A 13,745-nucleotide genomic window follows, 5' to 3' on the forward strand; every position below is an offset into this window, starting at 1 on the left:
CCAAAATCTGCATTACTAATACAGTTCTACAATGAAGAATCGCAAGAAAAAAGTAGGCTTGCACGAGCTTTATGCCAAAGACCCTATCGAAGCAGACCGCCTGCTTTGGGGGCGTGAATCTGACCCGGAAACCCGGCGTGGCTTTCTGCGTAAAGGAGCGCTGCTCGCCATCGGAGCCGCACTTGGAGCACCTATGGTTTACGGAAAGCATTTTCCTGCCGGAATGATCCCTGCCGGACTGGCACAGGAAGACACCCCGTTTCAGATACCAGGTAAGCACCCGGACCTGATTGTACTGAATGACCGGCCGCTCAATGTGGAGACGCCGGCTCATTTGCTGGACGACAAACTCACACCGGCAGATAAGTTCTTCATCCGCAACAACGGCATTCCGCCAGAGGAGGATGAAATTAACGTGAATACGTGGACGCTATCCATAGAGGGCGAGTCTGTGCGCCAAAAGAAATCCTACACGATACAGGAACTAAAAGATAAGTTCCAACACCACACCTATGCCCTCACGCTGGAGTGTGGCGGCAACGGCCGTTCCGAGTTCAACCCGCCCGCCAAGGGCAATCAGTGGGGAGTTGGCGCGGTAGCCTGTGCTTCCTGGACGGGGGTACGCCTGAAAGACGTGCTCAATGACGTAGGTCTGAAGGGAGATGCCGTTTATGTGGGCTATGAAGGCATGGACCGCCACGTGAGTGGCAATCCGGAGAAGAAGCCGATCTCTCGGGGTGTGCCTATGGAAAAAGCGATGCAGGACGAAACCATTATCGCCTGGGCAATGAACGGGCAGGATATTCCTTACCAAAACGGGCATCCGCTTCGCCTGGTGACGGGTGGCTGGCCGGCTTCCACTTCCGGTAAATGGCTAACTAAGCTGTTGGTACGCAATAAAGTACATGACGGGCCGAAGATGGAAGCTCCTTCTTATCGGGTACCCTGTAAGCCTGTCGCTCCGGGTACCAAAGTGAAAGACGAAGACATGTGCATCATTGAGAGCATGCCTGTTAAGTCCCTCATTACTTACCCAAAGACCGGTGCTTCTCTGAATTTAGGGCAGAAGCTGCCAATCCGCGGTCATGCCTGGGCGGGTGAGCTGAGTGTGGAAAAGATGGAATACTCCATCGACTTTGGTGCCACCTGGAAGCCTGCCAAGCTTGAAGCTGCAGCTAACCGTCTGGCCTGGCAGCATTTCAATGCTGAAGTCAGCTTCCCGGAAAGAGGTTACTACGAGGTATGGGCACGTGCTACCGACAGCCGGGGCACGGCACAGCCGATGATCCTGCCTGGCTGGAACCCTAAAGGCTACCTCAATAACGCTTGTCATAGAATCGCTGTAAAAGTAATCTGATATTATGTTACACCTACCTGATCATTTGACCGAAAAGCAAAAACAAGCCTACCGAAAGCGGTGGCTGGGTACCATCGGTCTTATTGTCCAAACGGTGTCCGCTATTTTCTTTGCGGTCGTCGGTTTGTTCCTGTTTGCCCTGTTCCAGCCCGCTTTGAATGGGTGGTTTGACGACCCTCAAACAGTCCCTGTAGAAATCTCGCAACAGCGTATGGCTGAAAAGGCGGCTGATATGGACCGGGTGGAAGATGGTATCCACCTGGAGACCGGGCTGATTGCTGCGGAAGGCTGGGAAACCGTCCGTGCAACCTGTACGGCTTGCCATTCTGCCAAATTGGTCACCCAGAATAAAGCTACCCGTGATGGCTGGAAGAACATGATTGTCTGGATGCAGGAGACTCAGGGGCTCTGGGACCTGGGCGATCAGGAAAAAACCATACTGGACTATCTGGCCGCCAACTACGCACCTGAGGAATCGAGCCGTCGGGCCAATCTTGATATGGATGCCATCGAGTGGTACATCCTTGAACTGTAATGTAAACTGTAAACTGTAAATTAACCTTTCGTCATGAAGTATTGGGATATATTTGTTGAAGGCTACAGTGGCTATGCAAGCTACCTGTGGTATGAGATCACCCACCCGGGGTGGCAAAACTATTTTTACTGGCTGCTGATCGTGTCGGCATTCTTCTTTTTTCTGGAAGTGGTAACGCCCTGGCGCAAAGACCAGCCTAAATTCAGGAAGGACTTCTGGTTGGATTTCTTTTACATGTTTTTCAACTTCTTCCTGTTTTCGCTGATCATTTATAATGCAGCTTCGGATGTCATCGTGAATTTGTTTAATGATGGTATCAAGGCTGTGACCGGCGGGTTCGACCTGCAGGCCAATAACCCACTGAATGGTTCCCCCATGTGGCTCATCCTGCTGGTTGGTTTTCTGGTCCGTGATTTTGTACAGTGGTGGGTACACCGGTTGTTGCACCGCAGCGACTTCCTTTGGGAATTCCACAAAGTACATCACTCGGTTCAGCAGATGGGCTTTGCTGCGCACCTGCGCTACCACTGGATGGAAAACGTAGTGTACCGTTCGCTGGAGTACATCCCGCTGGCCCTGCTGGGTATTGGACTTTATGATTTCTTCATCATTCACATCTTCACCCTCGCAGTAGGCCACTACAACCACTCCAACATCACCGTACCGGGTTATGTTACCGGAGGTATACTTGGAGCGCTCGTTGGCTTGATCATTGCTACCGGTGGTTTTGAGGTGAATGTCCTGCAAGATCCTTCTCTTGCGGCACAGCTGGGAACCGTAGCGGGTAGTATTGCGCTTGGTGCATTCGCGCTTGGCCCGTTCATGAAGAAACTCTTCAACAGCCCGGAGATGCATATCTGGCATCACTCCTATGACCTGCCGGAAGAGCACCGCTTTGGCGTAAACTTTGGCCTGACGCTGGCTTGTTGGGATTATATCTTCGGCACAGCCTACATTCCGTTCAACGGCCGGGATATCCGCCTGGGCTTCCCCGGTGTGGAGGAGTTTCCGGAAGATTTTGTCCGCCAAAACCTGCATGGTTTTGTAAATGTCCACAAAGAAGAGCGGGTAAGTGAAAACGACTTGCCGGTAACGCCTGCTAAATAGAATTTTGGATTAAGACCCCAAAAGACCAAATGCCCGGGAGTAGTGATGCGACTGCTTCCCGGGCATTTTTTATTAGAGGCAACGAGAGTTATCTTATTCGAGGTCATTTCCACAGTTCGGAAGATCAACTGTATGGCGTATAGACATGCCATCTGACAAGCGAGTGATAAAGACGGTTGCCGTACTTCCACAGACGCAGCCAGGAGTGTAACTGTTATGCCCGCCGTGGCTGCCATCGATCGCCCATTTAAAGCTGTAGTTTTCCGGCCGGTCGATGAGAACACTCAGGTGTACGCCATACTGGGTACAGTAGCTTTCCTGTATATCGAAAACAAAAGTGGAATCCTGCATATGCGCTTTTTCTCTGGGCATGTGCTCTGCTTCTGCCAGATTTTGAGGCTCAACAAGCTGAGGTGTGAGGGCAGGTACAAAAGATTCCTTCTCGCATGAAATCATAGGGAAAAGAGCCAGGATTAAGATAAAGACTGCGAAAAAGCGGCTGGGAGAAATTCGGTAATTCATCATGTTGACTGTTTTTAAGGGTTAATTGTTAATAGATACACTTTCTCTATTTGCAGCATGCGGCAAAAGATACCCGCCGGAAGCAATATTTTTCCCCCTTGTCCCGGCCAAAGCTTCAAAACCAACTATTGAGAACGCTGTTTATGCCCTATATTTATTGTGAATTAAAACAAACGACAAAATGAAAAACTTAACACTGCTGCTGGTGCTGGCCTTGCTGTCTGGCTGTTCTCCCGCCCCGAACAATGAACCTTCCAACGAAACACCAACCGAAATTTCGGGCGTAGACTACGAGCAATACCTGGATTACTCGGGTATGGACGACAAAATCAGCGGCGGGGCCAAACGCATTACTATTAATACCCCTTCCGGCGAATTTCAGGTTTGGACCAAGCGGGTGGGCAATAACCCGACCAAAAAAGTGCTCCTCCTCCACGGTGGACCAGGCGCTACCCACGAGTATTTTGAAGTGTTTGACAGCTACTTCCCCAAAGAAGGTATCGAATATTATTACTATGATCAGCTGGGCTCTCATTTCAGCGATCAGCCGGAAGATACTTCGCTTTGGAACATCCCCCGCTTTGTGGAGGAAGTAGAGCAGGTGCGCCAGGCGCTGGGGCTCAATAAAGACAACTTCTACATCCTCGGGCACAGTTGGGGCGGCATTCTCGGCATTGAGTACGCCTTGAAATACCAGGAAAATCTCAAGGGGCTTATCATTTCCAACATGATGTCTTCCATCCCCGCCTACGTGAAGTACGCGGAGGAAGAACTGGCCCCTGGCCTGCCTGCTGATGCTTTGGCCGAAATCCGCAAGCTGGAGGCCGCCGGGCAGTACACGGATGAGCGCTATCTGGAGCTGGTAGAGACGCATTATTACCCCAAGCATGTACTGCGCATGCCCCTGGCGGAATGGCCGGACCCGGTCATCCGCGCCCTGACCAACATCAATTATGGCATTTACCTCATGATGCAGGGACCAAGCGAGTTTGGTGTAGTGGGCGATGCCACCCTTAAGGAATGGGACCGCACAGAGGACCTCGCTAAAATCACTGTGCCGACGCTTTCTATAGGTGCGGAGTACGATACCATGGATCCTGATTTTATGGAAATGATGGCCGGCAAGTTGCCCAATGGCTCCTATCATTATTGTCCGGAAGGCGCCCACTGGGCCATGTACGATGATGCCGATAACTACTTCAAAGGCGTGATTGACTTCGTGAATGAGGTTGATGCCGCCAAATAATTAGCGTAGTTTTAGGGGGTGAAAGGCTTACTCACCCCCTAAACTTTAACCGCTATGAAAACGACTTTCCTTTCCCTGATTCTGCTTTGTGCACTGAGCACCCTCTACGCTCAGTCCGGGCGCACCGTTGATTCCAAAATTGAGCATGTCACCGTCTACCGGCAGGGAGCGCAGGTTACCCGCACTGCCACGGTCGAATTGCCGGTAGGGGAGACGCAGTTGCTGTTCAAAAAACTGCCCTTCCAATTACAGGAAGAAAGCTTGCAGCTGAAGATCGATCAGTCCGTCACCGTAGTCTCAATTGCGCAGGAAGTCAACTACCTGAATGAAGCGGATTCAGATAGCCTGACCGCAGTCCTGAAGGAGCAGCAACTGGCATTAAGAGACAGCTTACAGGCTTTATCCAACCGGTCACAGGTTTATGTACGTGAGCGTGACCTGCTTCTGGCGAACCAATCGCTGGGCGGCAGTGATGGCGTAGCGGTGGATGAACTGGAACGTGCCGCTGTATTGTACCGCACCCGGTTAATGGATATTGAGGGGCACCTGCAGCGTATCCGGCAGCAATCGGTCGGGTACAAAAAGCAGATGGTCCGGCTGGGGAACCAACTGCTGGAGCTTAACGCCAAATCAGAGGCTGATCCCGAAGTCATCGTCAAAGTCGTGGTGAATGCCCCAAAAAACATACCGGCAGAAGTAGAACTTCAGTATGTAGTGCCCAAGGCTGGCTGGGACCCTTTTTACAATATCCGGGTGGAGGGTACGGAGCAACCGCTGACACTGGACTACAAAGCCAAAGTGTATCAGGATGCCGGGGAGGACTGGTTGAACACCCGCCTGACCCTGTCCACTGGCAATCCTACGATGAGCAATGTGAAGCCCGGGCTAAGCCCTTATTACCTTACCTTCAACAACTACTATGCACCCCCTGCCCGTCAGCCTACAGCGAACCGTGGCCGCAGTCAGCGGGTGAGCGGGACCGTTCTGGACCAGGAAACCGGGGAACCGCTGATTGGGGCGTCAGTTCTGGTTGAAGGGACTACTATCGGAGCAGTGACGGATATGGAAGGGCGTTTTGAGCTGGAAATGCCCGCCGGACAGTCGGCACTGCTGGTCTCCTATGTCGGATACGCTAATCAGCAGGTGGTGGTAAGGGGAAGCACCGTTAACGTGCGCCTAAGCTCGGAGGGCATGATGCTGGATGAAGTAGTAATTACAGGCGCGGCATCAGGCGTTTTTGGCAGGAAAGCCCGCCCAAAACCGGAAAAGCCTGCACCCGTCCCTATCGCTATCGAACAACGGGCTACCAGCACTGAGTTTGAAATCGAACTCCCTTATACCATCCCGGCAGATAATCAGCCCTATGATGTGCACATGGCAGCCAACGAAGTGCCGGCCAATTACTATTATGCACTCGTCCCCAAACTATCCAAAGAGGCGTACCTGATTGCTGAAATTACCGATTGGTCGCAGTACAGCCTGCTCAGCGGGGATGCCAATCTGTTCTTCAAAGGCACTTATCAGGGCAATACCTATCTGGATATGGCCGCTTTTGAGGATACCCTGTCCCTGTCTGTCGGGCGGGACGAAGACATCATCGTCAAACGCGAGCGGGTGCGGGATCAATCGCGCACCAGCTTTCTGGGCAGCAATAAAACCGTAGAGCGGAGTTGGAAAACCACCATCCGAAATACCAATAGCTATCCGGTGTCACTGCGGGTAGAAGATCAGTATCCCCTACCCAAAGATGACGATATTAAGGTGGTACAATTGGGGCATGAAGGCGGTAAGCTTGATGAGGCAACTGGGACTGTCACCTGGTCTTTTTCTCTTCCGGCAGGTGCTACCGCTGACCGCACGCTGAAGTATGCAGTGCGCTACCCGAAGAAGCAGCGGTTGCTGGTGGATTGATGGAGGGCTATAGTCCGTTGCTCAGTTGAATTCGAAAGACATCTGAATCAATTACCTTTATGACCGGAAAGGCAATTCCGCTCAGTTTATTGAAGTCAGAATCGTGTGTGACAATATAGTCCGCATTCGCTGCCACACAGCAATCGACAAATTTGTTATCATCAGGATCATCCAGTAATTGAAATCGGTAATAATAGTCTACCCTGACAACATTAGACAGGTTTTCCAGTGTAGACAAAACGTTGTTGCTGGTTTCCGCACCCATATGAAGCTGAATAATTTCTGCATATTCTGCCAGAATATCTGTTGACACACAAAGCTCAAAAGCTTTTTCTGTAAGGGATTTGAATATCCAATGAAGCTTGGATTTTTCAGAAATGGAAACCAGTAGGACATTCGTGTCAATGACTACTCTTTTCATGGCAGGGGGATTATACTATTTAGGAGGAGCGCTTCCTAAGTTTAGTATTAAGCAACTGATCGACCTTTTGGTTGTCCCATCCCTGCTTATCCCATGCCTCGTTTGCGGATTGAATGGCTTTTTTAGCAAAAAAATTGGCTAAAGTATCCTTTAGCTCAAGCAGGTCTTCATCAGAGACCTGATAAGCGAATACTTTTAGTAGTTCGAGCTGAACATTACTTAAGGGAGGAGATGGTGTATCCATGTTTGAAGATTTTAGATAACAAACTGAAATACAAAATTAAGCAGTAATTAGTTCCCTACTTCCCCACCAAAAAAATGGCCGGCCGCTTGTGCAAATCCGGCACCTTTGTCTTACGCCACTGTGCGATGGTGAGCGTGCGCACATACTCTGTGGGCAAGGTAAGGTCTGCCGCGATGCAAAACAGCATATCGGGGGAAAGGGTGTTGATAGCCGTTTCAATCAGGCTCATATTCCGATAGGGCGTTTCAATGAAAATCTGCGTCTGTGTATGCTTGAACACCCGCTGCTCCAGAAATTTGAGCTCTTTTTGCAGCTCCGGCTTTTTGGGCGGCAGGTAGCCGTGGAAGCAAAAGTTCTGACCGTTCATGCCAGAAGCCATCAGCCCCAGCAAAATAGACGATGGCCCAACGAGTGGCACCACCTCAATACCCCGCTGATGTGCCGTTTGTACGACAATAGCGCCGGGGTCAGCAACGCCCGGGCAGCCGGCTTCGGAGAGGAGCCCTATGTCTTTGCCCTGTTCGGCATCGGCCAGGAAGCGCTGCCGGTCCTCTGGGGGCGTATGCTTGGTAATTTCGTAAAAGGTCAGCTCACTGAAGGGCTTTACCGGGTTGGTCTCCTTGATAAACCGGCGGGCGGTCTTGGCACGCTCGGCAATGAAGATATCCAACCGGTGCAGGATGTCAATGACGTGCTGCGGCAGGGTATGTACCGCCCCTTCTCCAAGCGGTGCGGGGATGAGATAGAGTTTTCCTTTGTTCGGCATGGCAACGCTAAAGTTGTTACTTTTGTAGAAATCCAAAAGTAGCGATAATGCCGCAACCTGAGAAATACCTGTCCATCTCTGATTATCTTGCTGCTGAGGAGCAATCTTCAGTAAAGCAGGAATATCACAACGGCCTGCTTGTGGATATGGCAGGTGGGTCAATCGATCATAACCGTATTGCCGGCAATATGTACTTTGAATTACGCAGTCGCCTACAAGATTCCTGTACGGTTTTTAATAGCGATCAAAAGGTATACCTGGAGGTGGTTAATCATTTTGTTTACCCTGATGTGAGTGTAGTTTGCGGGGAGTTGGTAGCTCAAAATCAGGCAATCTTAAACCCTGTACTGATCGTGGAAGTGCTTTCGGATGGGACTTCTGCTTATGACCGGGACGCAAAATTCAGAAAGTACCGGACCCTTCCTGCTTTCCGGGAATACCTGCTCATTGATCAGGATCAACCCATTGTTGATGCGCTTTTTCGCGAAAGCAAAGACTACTGGCGCATGCAGACGATCATAGGGCTTGACAGAGAGGTTCCCGTACATAGCCTGGGCATCCGCATTCCAATGCGGGCCATTTATGCCGGCTTAAATAACTTAATGGAACCCCAAATTCCATTCAACATATGAGTGATACTTCCTACACCATAAAACTGCCTCAGTTCGAGGGCCCTTTTGACCTGCTGCTCTTCTTCATTGAGCGGGACGAGCTGGATATCAATGACATTCCTATCGCCAAGATCACGGACGATTTCCTGGCCTACATCCGGCAGATGGAGGAGATGAATATTGATCTCGCCAGTGAATTCATCCTGGTGGCCGCTACCCTTTGCCGCATCAAAGCAAAAATGCTTATCCCCCGCAAGCCGGTGGACGAGGAAGGCAACGAGATCGACCCCCGGGAGGAGCTCGTGCAGCGCCTTATCGAATATAAACGCGTCAAAAGCGTACTGGAGGAAATGCGGCAGATGGAAGCCCGCCGTGCCAAGCAGTCCTACCGGGGCAATGTCACTAAAGAACTGCACAGCATTGCCACCAAAGCCCTGGTGGATGCCGAGCTGGAATCCGTTACGCTTTTCAAACTGCTGCGTGCCTTTGAGCGGGTCGTAGAGCGGTTTGAGTACGCCAACCCTAAGTCGGTACACCAGATCGTACAGTTCAGTTACACCATAGAAGGTCAGCAGGAACACATTTTTTCCCAGATTCAGGGTGGGCGGCGTGCCACTTTCACTGAGGTTTTCAGCGCCTGCCGCAATCGAATTCATGCTATTGTCACCTTTCTGGCGCTGCTGGAATTGCTTAATTTACAGGAAATCCGAATCACGGTAGGGCTGGGCTACAATAACTTTTGGGTGGAGGAATACCGGGCATCGGAGGAAGAAGAGTGATCATTAGTGCGGGCGAACCTGGCCTGGGGATACATTATCTGTATTAATGGGATTGCTCCCTTCCCGGAGTCAGGAAGGCCTATTTGGGCCTGATACAGGAAAGGGGCACTCCATGCGCATGGAGCGCCCCTTTCTGATAAATTCAGGATGTTTTTCATAAAGTCAGCCCTACACGGAAGAACTGCTTGGCGTTTCAGTAAGCAATTGCTCGATAAACCTATGGCTGAATGCGTCAAGGTCGCCTGGCTTGCGGCTGGTGGTGATGAGACCGTCTGTCACAACCTCTTCATTAACCCAGTTTGCCCCGGCGTTTTCCAGGTCGGTGCGTATGGACTCGAAGGAAGTCACCGTGCGACCGTTTACCAAGTCTGCTTCAATAAGCAGCCATGGTGCATGGCAGATTGCTGCAATCGGCTTGCCCAGTTCCGCAAAGCCTTTGATGAAGTCAATAACATGTGGGTACCGGCGAAGCTTATCGGGGTTCATCACGCCTCCTGGTAAAACCAACCCGGTATATTCTGCCGGATTGGCGCGGTCCACAGCAACATCCACGTGCACGGGTGTGATCGCCCAATTGCCTTTTTCCCAGCCTCTGATTTGCCCTTCTGAAAGACTAACGATATGCACCGTCGCCCCTTCTGAAATTAAGGCTTTCATAGGCTCCTGCAACTCAGAGTGCTCAAATCCGTCTGTAGCCAGAATGGCAACTTTATTTTCGTTTAATTTCCGGTTGTTCATGGTTCAAAATTTACTCTTCAACGATAAGTGCCGGGCTATGTTTACTGCTAATTTTTGAGTTCGAACATCAATTGTGCTTTCTGCGCTCTATTAAAGTACACCAACACTAATAATGTGAACAGGAAACTATTGCGTAGGGATAAAAGGAAAGAAAACATCAAAAAGGAATCGCAGGAAACAGTGACCCGGCCAAAGTCGATGGAGCGGATCGTCAAAGAACAAATAGAAGAGAGTATGGAGGAATACCGCCGAAGCAATAAGGCGCTGTTCCTCTCCGCTCTGACTGCCGGGTTGGACCTGGGTTTTAGTTTGCTGGTAATAGGCGTGTTGTACACGATGTTCAATGACCAGTTGTCGATGGAAGTGATGCAGGTCGTACTGGCTCTTGCTTACCCTATAGGTTTTATATTTGTCATCCTTGGGCGTTCCGCCCTGTTTACGGAGCATACTACTTTAGCGGTGTTGCCCGTACTGAGCGGCCGGGAGTCGCTCAAAGACCTAAGCAGGATTTGGGGGATTATTTACCTGGGTAATCTTATAGGTGGTTACATCATAGGGGCGGCCATAGCTTATATTGGACCGAGGCTTGGATTAGTCACCTATGATGCCCTTGAAGATATTGCAATGCATTTGATCGACTACTCGGCACCTTTAATATTAGTCAGTGCCATCCTGGCAGGCTGGCTTATGGGACTGGTGTCTTGGCTAGCCACATCTTCCAAGGAAACCATCGCCCGCATCTTTGTAGTCGTGATCGTAACTGCTGTAATCGGGCTGGGAGGGCTGCACCATAGTATTGTGGGCTCCACAGAGGTGTTCGCCGGCTTGTTGTCTTCTGATGAAATCAGCCTGTCAGATTATTTTGTGACCCAGTTATGGTCTACCATTGGCAATATTATCGGCGGGGTATTTTTTGTCTCCATCTTGAAATACCAGGTGACTCAGGATTAAAGCAGTAGATCCTGTTCGCTTTTTGGCAATAATCTGGTTCCGAAAACAGTTATGTCGGTCTATGAATTGGGAAAAATTAAAGCTTCCGACTTACTTCCTGCTGTTGCTCCTGGCTTTTGGCCCACTCATTTACATGGGCAGCGGGAGCCGTTATGAGCATCAGGTTGAAACAGCCGTGCATGAGTACGTAGTGCGGGTCGCTCAGGATGGTGGTCGGCAGCCTGAAAATGTGCTTGCAGGCAATCCTACCTTTCTCTTCCCCGTGGCCAATAAGAGCCCGCGCCACATCATTTCCAGATTTGGTGATGCCCGTGGCGGCCGTAAGCATCAGGGTATTGATATCAAGGCAGACCAGGGTACACCAGTATTGGCTATTGCAAAAGGGACAGTTGAGCGGGTCAAGAATGGCGGCAACGGCGGCAAGCAAGTGTGGCTGCGGCTTCGGGACAGTACGATGGTATTCTACGCCCACCTCGATGAGCAATGGGTGGAAGCCGGTGAAGAAGTCAATGCAGGTCAGGCGATCGGTAGTGTCGGAAATACAGGCAATGCGCGGCATACGACTCCGCACCTGCACTTCGAGATTATACTGCCCGGCAAGGGAGAAGTGAACCCTGCCCAATTCTACGAAGGCGCCTAAAAAAGGAAAAGACGCTCCGGTCATCTTTCCGAAGCGTCTTCTTTGCACCTTTACAACAGTAGACCTACCGGTTGATTACATTCTTAAACCGGGGGCGCTTAGGCTTGTTATCACCCTGCTCCTCTTTTTTCTTGGCTTCATATTGAGAATAATTGCCTTCAAAGAAGACCGGCTCCTCGTCGTAGTCAAAAGAAAGAATATGCGTGGCCAGGCGATCGATAAACCAGCGGTCGTGCGAAATGACCAGGACACAGCCGGCAAAATTATCCAGCGCATCCTCCAGCGCCCGGAGTGTGTTTACATCAATATCATTGGTCGGCTCATCGAGCAGGAGGACGTTTCCACCTTCTTTTAGCGTCATGGCCAGATGTACCCGGTTGCGCTCTCCACCAGAAAGCACGCCCAGCTTTTTCTGCTGATCCTGGCCTGTGAAGTTGAAGCGGCTGATGTAAGCCCGGGCATTCATGGTATGGTTGCCTATCTCCAGGATTTCATTCCCATCCGAAATCGCCTGGTGGACGGTTTTGTCCCCGTCTTGCAGGTCTTCGTGGCTTTGGTCAACATAGGATAGGTCAACGGTGTCTCCGATAACGACCTCACCAGCGTCCGGTGCTTCTTTGCCCATAATGGTCCGGAAGAGCGTCGACTTACCGGCACCGTTGGGGCCAATGATGCCCACTACAGCATTGCGCGGAATTTCAAGGTCCAGGTTTTCGAAAATGGTGCGGTCACCGTATTTTTTAGTTACGCCTTTTAGCTCAATGACCTTATCGCCCAGGCGCTGCCCGGGTGGGATGTAGAGTTCGAGCTTGGCTTCCTGCTCTTTGCCACTCTCGCTGGCAAGTTTCTCATAAGCGTTCAGACGGGCTTTGCCTTTGGCCTGACGGGCCTTCGGCGCCATTTTGATCCAGTCCAGTTCGCGCTGCAGGGTTTTGCGGCGTTTGCTTTCGGCTTTTTCTTCCTGCTCCAGGCGCTTGGCTTTCTGCTCCAGCCAAGAGGAGTAGTTCCCTTTCCATGGAATGCCTTCACCCCGGTCGAGCTCCAGAATCCAACCCGCCACATTATCCAGGAAGTAGCGGTCGTGGGTCACAGCGATGACCGTACCGGGGAAGTTTTGGAGGTATTGCTCCAGCCAGTCCACGGATTCGGCATCAAGGTGGTTGGTCGGCTCATCAAGGAGCAGGATATCCGGGTTGCTTAGCAGCAGGCGGGCGAGTGCAACCCGTCGGCGTTCTCCACCTGAGAGCACGCTCACAGGCGCATCATCGGGCGGGCAGCGCAGGGCTTCCATCGCGGTGTTGATGCGGTTGTCCAACTCCCAGGCATTTTGGTGTTCGAGCTGTTCCATCATCTCGCCCTGCTGTTCGATGAGTTTATTCATCTCATCGTCGCTCATGGGCTCCGAGAATTTCAGGTTGATGGCTTCGTAGGCTTTGAGCAGGTCGACAATATCCTGCACGCCTTCTTCCACCACTTCGCGCACGGTCTTATCCGGATCGAGCTCTGGTTCCTGCTCCAGCATGCCGATCTTGTAGCTGCCGTCGAAGCTGATTTTGCCTTCGTAGTTCTCATCTTTGCCTGCTATGATTTTGAGCAGGGTAGACTTACCGGAGCCGTTGAGGCCAAGCACGCCAATTTTGGCACCGTAGAAGAAGCTCAGCCAGATATTATTTAGAACCTTTTTGGATGGCGGGAAGGTCTTGGAGACCCCTTCCATCGAAAAAATTATTTTTTCGTCAGACATAGGCGGTTTTTAAGTTGAGCGGATAAAGATAGCAGAACAGTTGGGTTCGGCAAACCCAAATCGCGTGCTTTTTAACTATACTGACGATTAAGTGGTTTGCCACAGCAAACCTACTCAATGTCAGCATTTACGCTGGGAAGTGGCTTGCTCCGATGTCGCAAATCCAAGATCCC

Annotated in this window: 15 protein-coding genes; 9 read left to right on the forward strand and 6 right to left on the reverse strand. The window is 51.0% G+C overall.

Annotation, left to right across the window (positions count from 1 at the left end):
- Positions 1–31 precede the first annotated feature (31 nt).
- From MRY86_RS03875 to MRY86_RS03885, 3 genes are read left to right on the forward strand one after another with little or no spacing between them, the layout of a single operon-like run.
- Entirely contained in the window at positions 32–1,357 is a 1,326-nt protein-coding gene (locus MRY86_RS03875; RefSeq protein WP_293570512.1) for a sulfite oxidase, read from the forward strand.
- 4 nt (positions 1,358–1,361) lie between these two features.
- On the forward strand, positions 1,362–1,892 hold the full coding sequence (locus MRY86_RS03880) for a hypothetical protein (protein ID WP_293570513.1): 531 nt from the start codon (positions 1,362–1,364) through the stop codon (positions 1,890–1,892).
- A gap of 33 nt (positions 1,893–1,925) precedes the next feature.
- Complete coding sequence (locus MRY86_RS03885; RefSeq protein ID WP_293570514.1) at positions 1,926–2,999, forward strand: sterol desaturase family protein; 1,074 nt, start codon at positions 1,926–1,928, stop codon at positions 2,997–2,999.
- Between the two features lie 93 nt (positions 3,000–3,092).
- Here the strand turns inward: MRY86_RS03885 and MRY86_RS03890 are convergent, their stop codons facing one another.
- Positions 3,093–3,524, reverse strand: a complete 432-nt coding sequence (locus MRY86_RS03890; RefSeq protein ID WP_293570515.1) for a hypothetical protein — start codon at positions 3,522–3,524, stop codon at positions 3,093–3,095.
- Positions 3,525–3,702: 178 nt separating this feature from the next.
- Here MRY86_RS03890 and MRY86_RS03895 point away from each other — a divergent pair, with 178 nt between their 5' ends.
- Together MRY86_RS03895 and MRY86_RS03900 are read left to right on the forward strand one after the other, a co-directional pair.
- Positions 3,703–4,767 (forward strand): proline iminopeptidase-family hydrolase, encoded by a 1,065-nt coding sequence (locus MRY86_RS03895; RefSeq protein ID WP_293570516.1) that lies wholly within the window; start codon positions 3,703–3,705, stop codon positions 4,765–4,767.
- 54 nt (positions 4,768–4,821) lie between these two features.
- Positions 4,822–6,678 (forward strand): DUF4139 domain-containing protein, encoded by a 1,857-nt coding sequence (locus MRY86_RS03900; RefSeq protein ID WP_293570517.1) that lies wholly within the window; start codon positions 4,822–4,824, stop codon positions 6,676–6,678.
- 7 nt (positions 6,679–6,685) lie between these two features.
- Here MRY86_RS03900 and MRY86_RS03905 read toward each other — a convergent pair whose 3' ends face one another.
- The 3 genes from MRY86_RS03905 to MRY86_RS03915 are packed head-to-tail and all read right to left on the reverse strand — an operon-like array spanning position 6,686 to position 8,109.
- Positions 6,686–7,099, reverse strand: a complete 414-nt coding sequence (locus tag MRY86_RS03905) for a putative toxin-antitoxin system toxin component, PIN family (RefSeq protein WP_293570518.1) — start codon at positions 7,097–7,099, stop codon at positions 6,686–6,688.
- A 19-nt stretch (positions 7,100–7,118) separates the two neighbouring features.
- Positions 7,119–7,343 carry a hypothetical protein gene (locus MRY86_RS03910; RefSeq protein WP_293570519.1) on the reverse strand — a complete coding sequence of 75 codons (225 nt, stop codon included), beginning with the start codon at positions 7,341–7,343 and terminating at the stop codon, positions 7,119–7,121.
- A gap of 55 nt (positions 7,344–7,398) precedes the next feature.
- Positions 7,399–8,109: an SAM-dependent methyltransferase gene (locus MRY86_RS03915; RefSeq protein WP_293570520.1), complete on the reverse strand. Its 711-nt coding sequence runs from the start codon at positions 8,107–8,109 to the stop codon at positions 7,399–7,401.
- 47 nt (positions 8,110–8,156) lie between these two features.
- On the opposite strand from MRY86_RS03915, the gene MRY86_RS03920 reads away from it, so the two are divergent.
- Both MRY86_RS03920 and MRY86_RS03925 read left to right on the forward strand, forming a co-directional pair.
- Positions 8,157–8,741 (forward strand): Uma2 family endonuclease, encoded by a 585-nt coding sequence (locus tag MRY86_RS03920; RefSeq protein WP_293570521.1) that lies wholly within the window; start codon positions 8,157–8,159, stop codon positions 8,739–8,741.
- Positions 8,738–9,499, forward strand: a complete 762-nt coding sequence (locus MRY86_RS03925; RefSeq protein WP_293570522.1) for a segregation/condensation protein A — start codon at positions 8,738–8,740, stop codon at positions 9,497–9,499. The genes MRY86_RS03920 and MRY86_RS03925 overlap by 4 nt, the downstream gene beginning before the upstream one ends.
- 168 nt (positions 9,500–9,667) lie before the next feature.
- On the opposite strand, the gene MRY86_RS03930 is transcribed toward MRY86_RS03925, so the two are convergent.
- A complete protein-coding gene (locus MRY86_RS03930; RefSeq protein WP_293570523.1) occupies positions 9,668–10,237 on the reverse strand; it encodes a type 1 glutamine amidotransferase domain-containing protein in 570 nt (189 codons plus the stop codon).
- A 114-nt stretch (positions 10,238–10,351) separates the two neighbouring features.
- Here MRY86_RS03930 and MRY86_RS03935 point away from each other — a divergent pair, with 114 nt between their 5' ends.
- Both MRY86_RS03935 and MRY86_RS03940 read left to right on the forward strand, forming a co-directional pair.
- Positions 10,352–11,188, forward strand: coding sequence for a formate/nitrite transporter family protein (locus tag MRY86_RS03935; RefSeq protein WP_293570524.1), 837 nt, complete (start codon positions 10,352–10,354; stop codon positions 11,186–11,188).
- A 61-nt stretch (positions 11,189–11,249) separates the two neighbouring features.
- Positions 11,250–11,828, forward strand: a complete 579-nt coding sequence (locus MRY86_RS03940) for a M23 family metallopeptidase (RefSeq protein WP_293570525.1) — start codon at positions 11,250–11,252, stop codon at positions 11,826–11,828.
- A gap of 64 nt (positions 11,829–11,892) precedes the next feature.
- On the opposite strand, the gene ettA is transcribed toward MRY86_RS03940, so the two are convergent.
- A complete protein-coding gene (gene ettA, locus MRY86_RS03945) occupies positions 11,893–13,572 on the reverse strand; it encodes an energy-dependent translational throttle protein EttA (protein ID WP_293570526.1) in 1,680 nt (559 codons plus the stop codon).
- Positions 13,573–13,745: the final 173 nt, after the last annotated feature.

The sequence above is a fragment of the Phaeodactylibacter sp. genome, from assembly GCF_022763345.1.
In the GTDB taxonomy this organism is placed as follows: Bacteria; Bacteroidota; Bacteroidia; order Chitinophagales; family Saprospiraceae; genus Phaeodactylibacter.

Bases quoted from the DNA above. Each gene is read 5' to 3' on its own strand.
- MRY86_RS03895 (WP_293570516.1), top strand. From the start codon at position 3,703: ATGAAAAACTTAACACTGCTGCTGGTGCTGGCCTTGCTGTCTGGCTGT.
- MRY86_RS03900 (WP_293570517.1), top strand. From the start codon at position 4,822: ATGAAAACGACTTTCCTTTCCCTGATTCTGCTTTGTGCACTGAGCACC.
- MRY86_RS03930 (WP_293570523.1), bottom strand. From the start codon at position 10,237: ATGAACAACCGGAAATTAAACGAAAATAAAGTTGCCATTCTGGCTACA.
- MRY86_RS03885 (WP_293570514.1), top strand. From the start codon at position 1,926: ATGAAGTATTGGGATATATTTGTTGAAGGCTACAGTGGCTATGCAAGC.
- MRY86_RS03925 (WP_293570522.1), top strand. From the start codon at position 8,738: ATGAGTGATACTTCCTACACCATAAAACTGCCTCAGTTCGAGGGCCCT.
- MRY86_RS03890 (WP_293570515.1), bottom strand. From the start codon at position 3,524: ATGATGAATTACCGAATTTCTCCCAGCCGCTTTTTCGCAGTCTTTATC.
- MRY86_RS03915 (WP_293570520.1), bottom strand. From the start codon at position 8,109: ATGCCGAACAAAGGAAAACTCTATCTCATCCCCGCACCGCTTGGAGAA.
- MRY86_RS03905 (WP_293570518.1), bottom strand. From the start codon at position 7,099: ATGAAAAGAGTAGTCATTGACACGAATGTCCTACTGGTTTCCATTTCT.
- MRY86_RS03910 (WP_293570519.1), bottom strand. From the start codon at position 7,343: ATGGATACACCATCTCCTCCCTTAAGTAATGTTCAGCTCGAACTACTA.
- MRY86_RS03880 (WP_293570513.1), top strand. From the start codon at position 1,362: ATGTTACACCTACCTGATCATTTGACCGAAAAGCAAAAACAAGCCTAC.
- ettA (WP_293570526.1), bottom strand. From the start codon at position 13,572: ATGTCTGACGAAAAAATAATTTTTTCGATGGAAGGGGTCTCCAAGACC.
- MRY86_RS03875 (WP_293570512.1), top strand. From the start codon at position 32: ATGAAGAATCGCAAGAAAAAAGTAGGCTTGCACGAGCTTTATGCCAAA.
- MRY86_RS03920 (WP_293570521.1), top strand. From the start codon at position 8,157: ATGCCGCAACCTGAGAAATACCTGTCCATCTCTGATTATCTTGCTGCT.
- MRY86_RS03940 (WP_293570525.1), top strand. From the start codon at position 11,250: ATGAATTGGGAAAAATTAAAGCTTCCGACTTACTTCCTGCTGTTGCTC.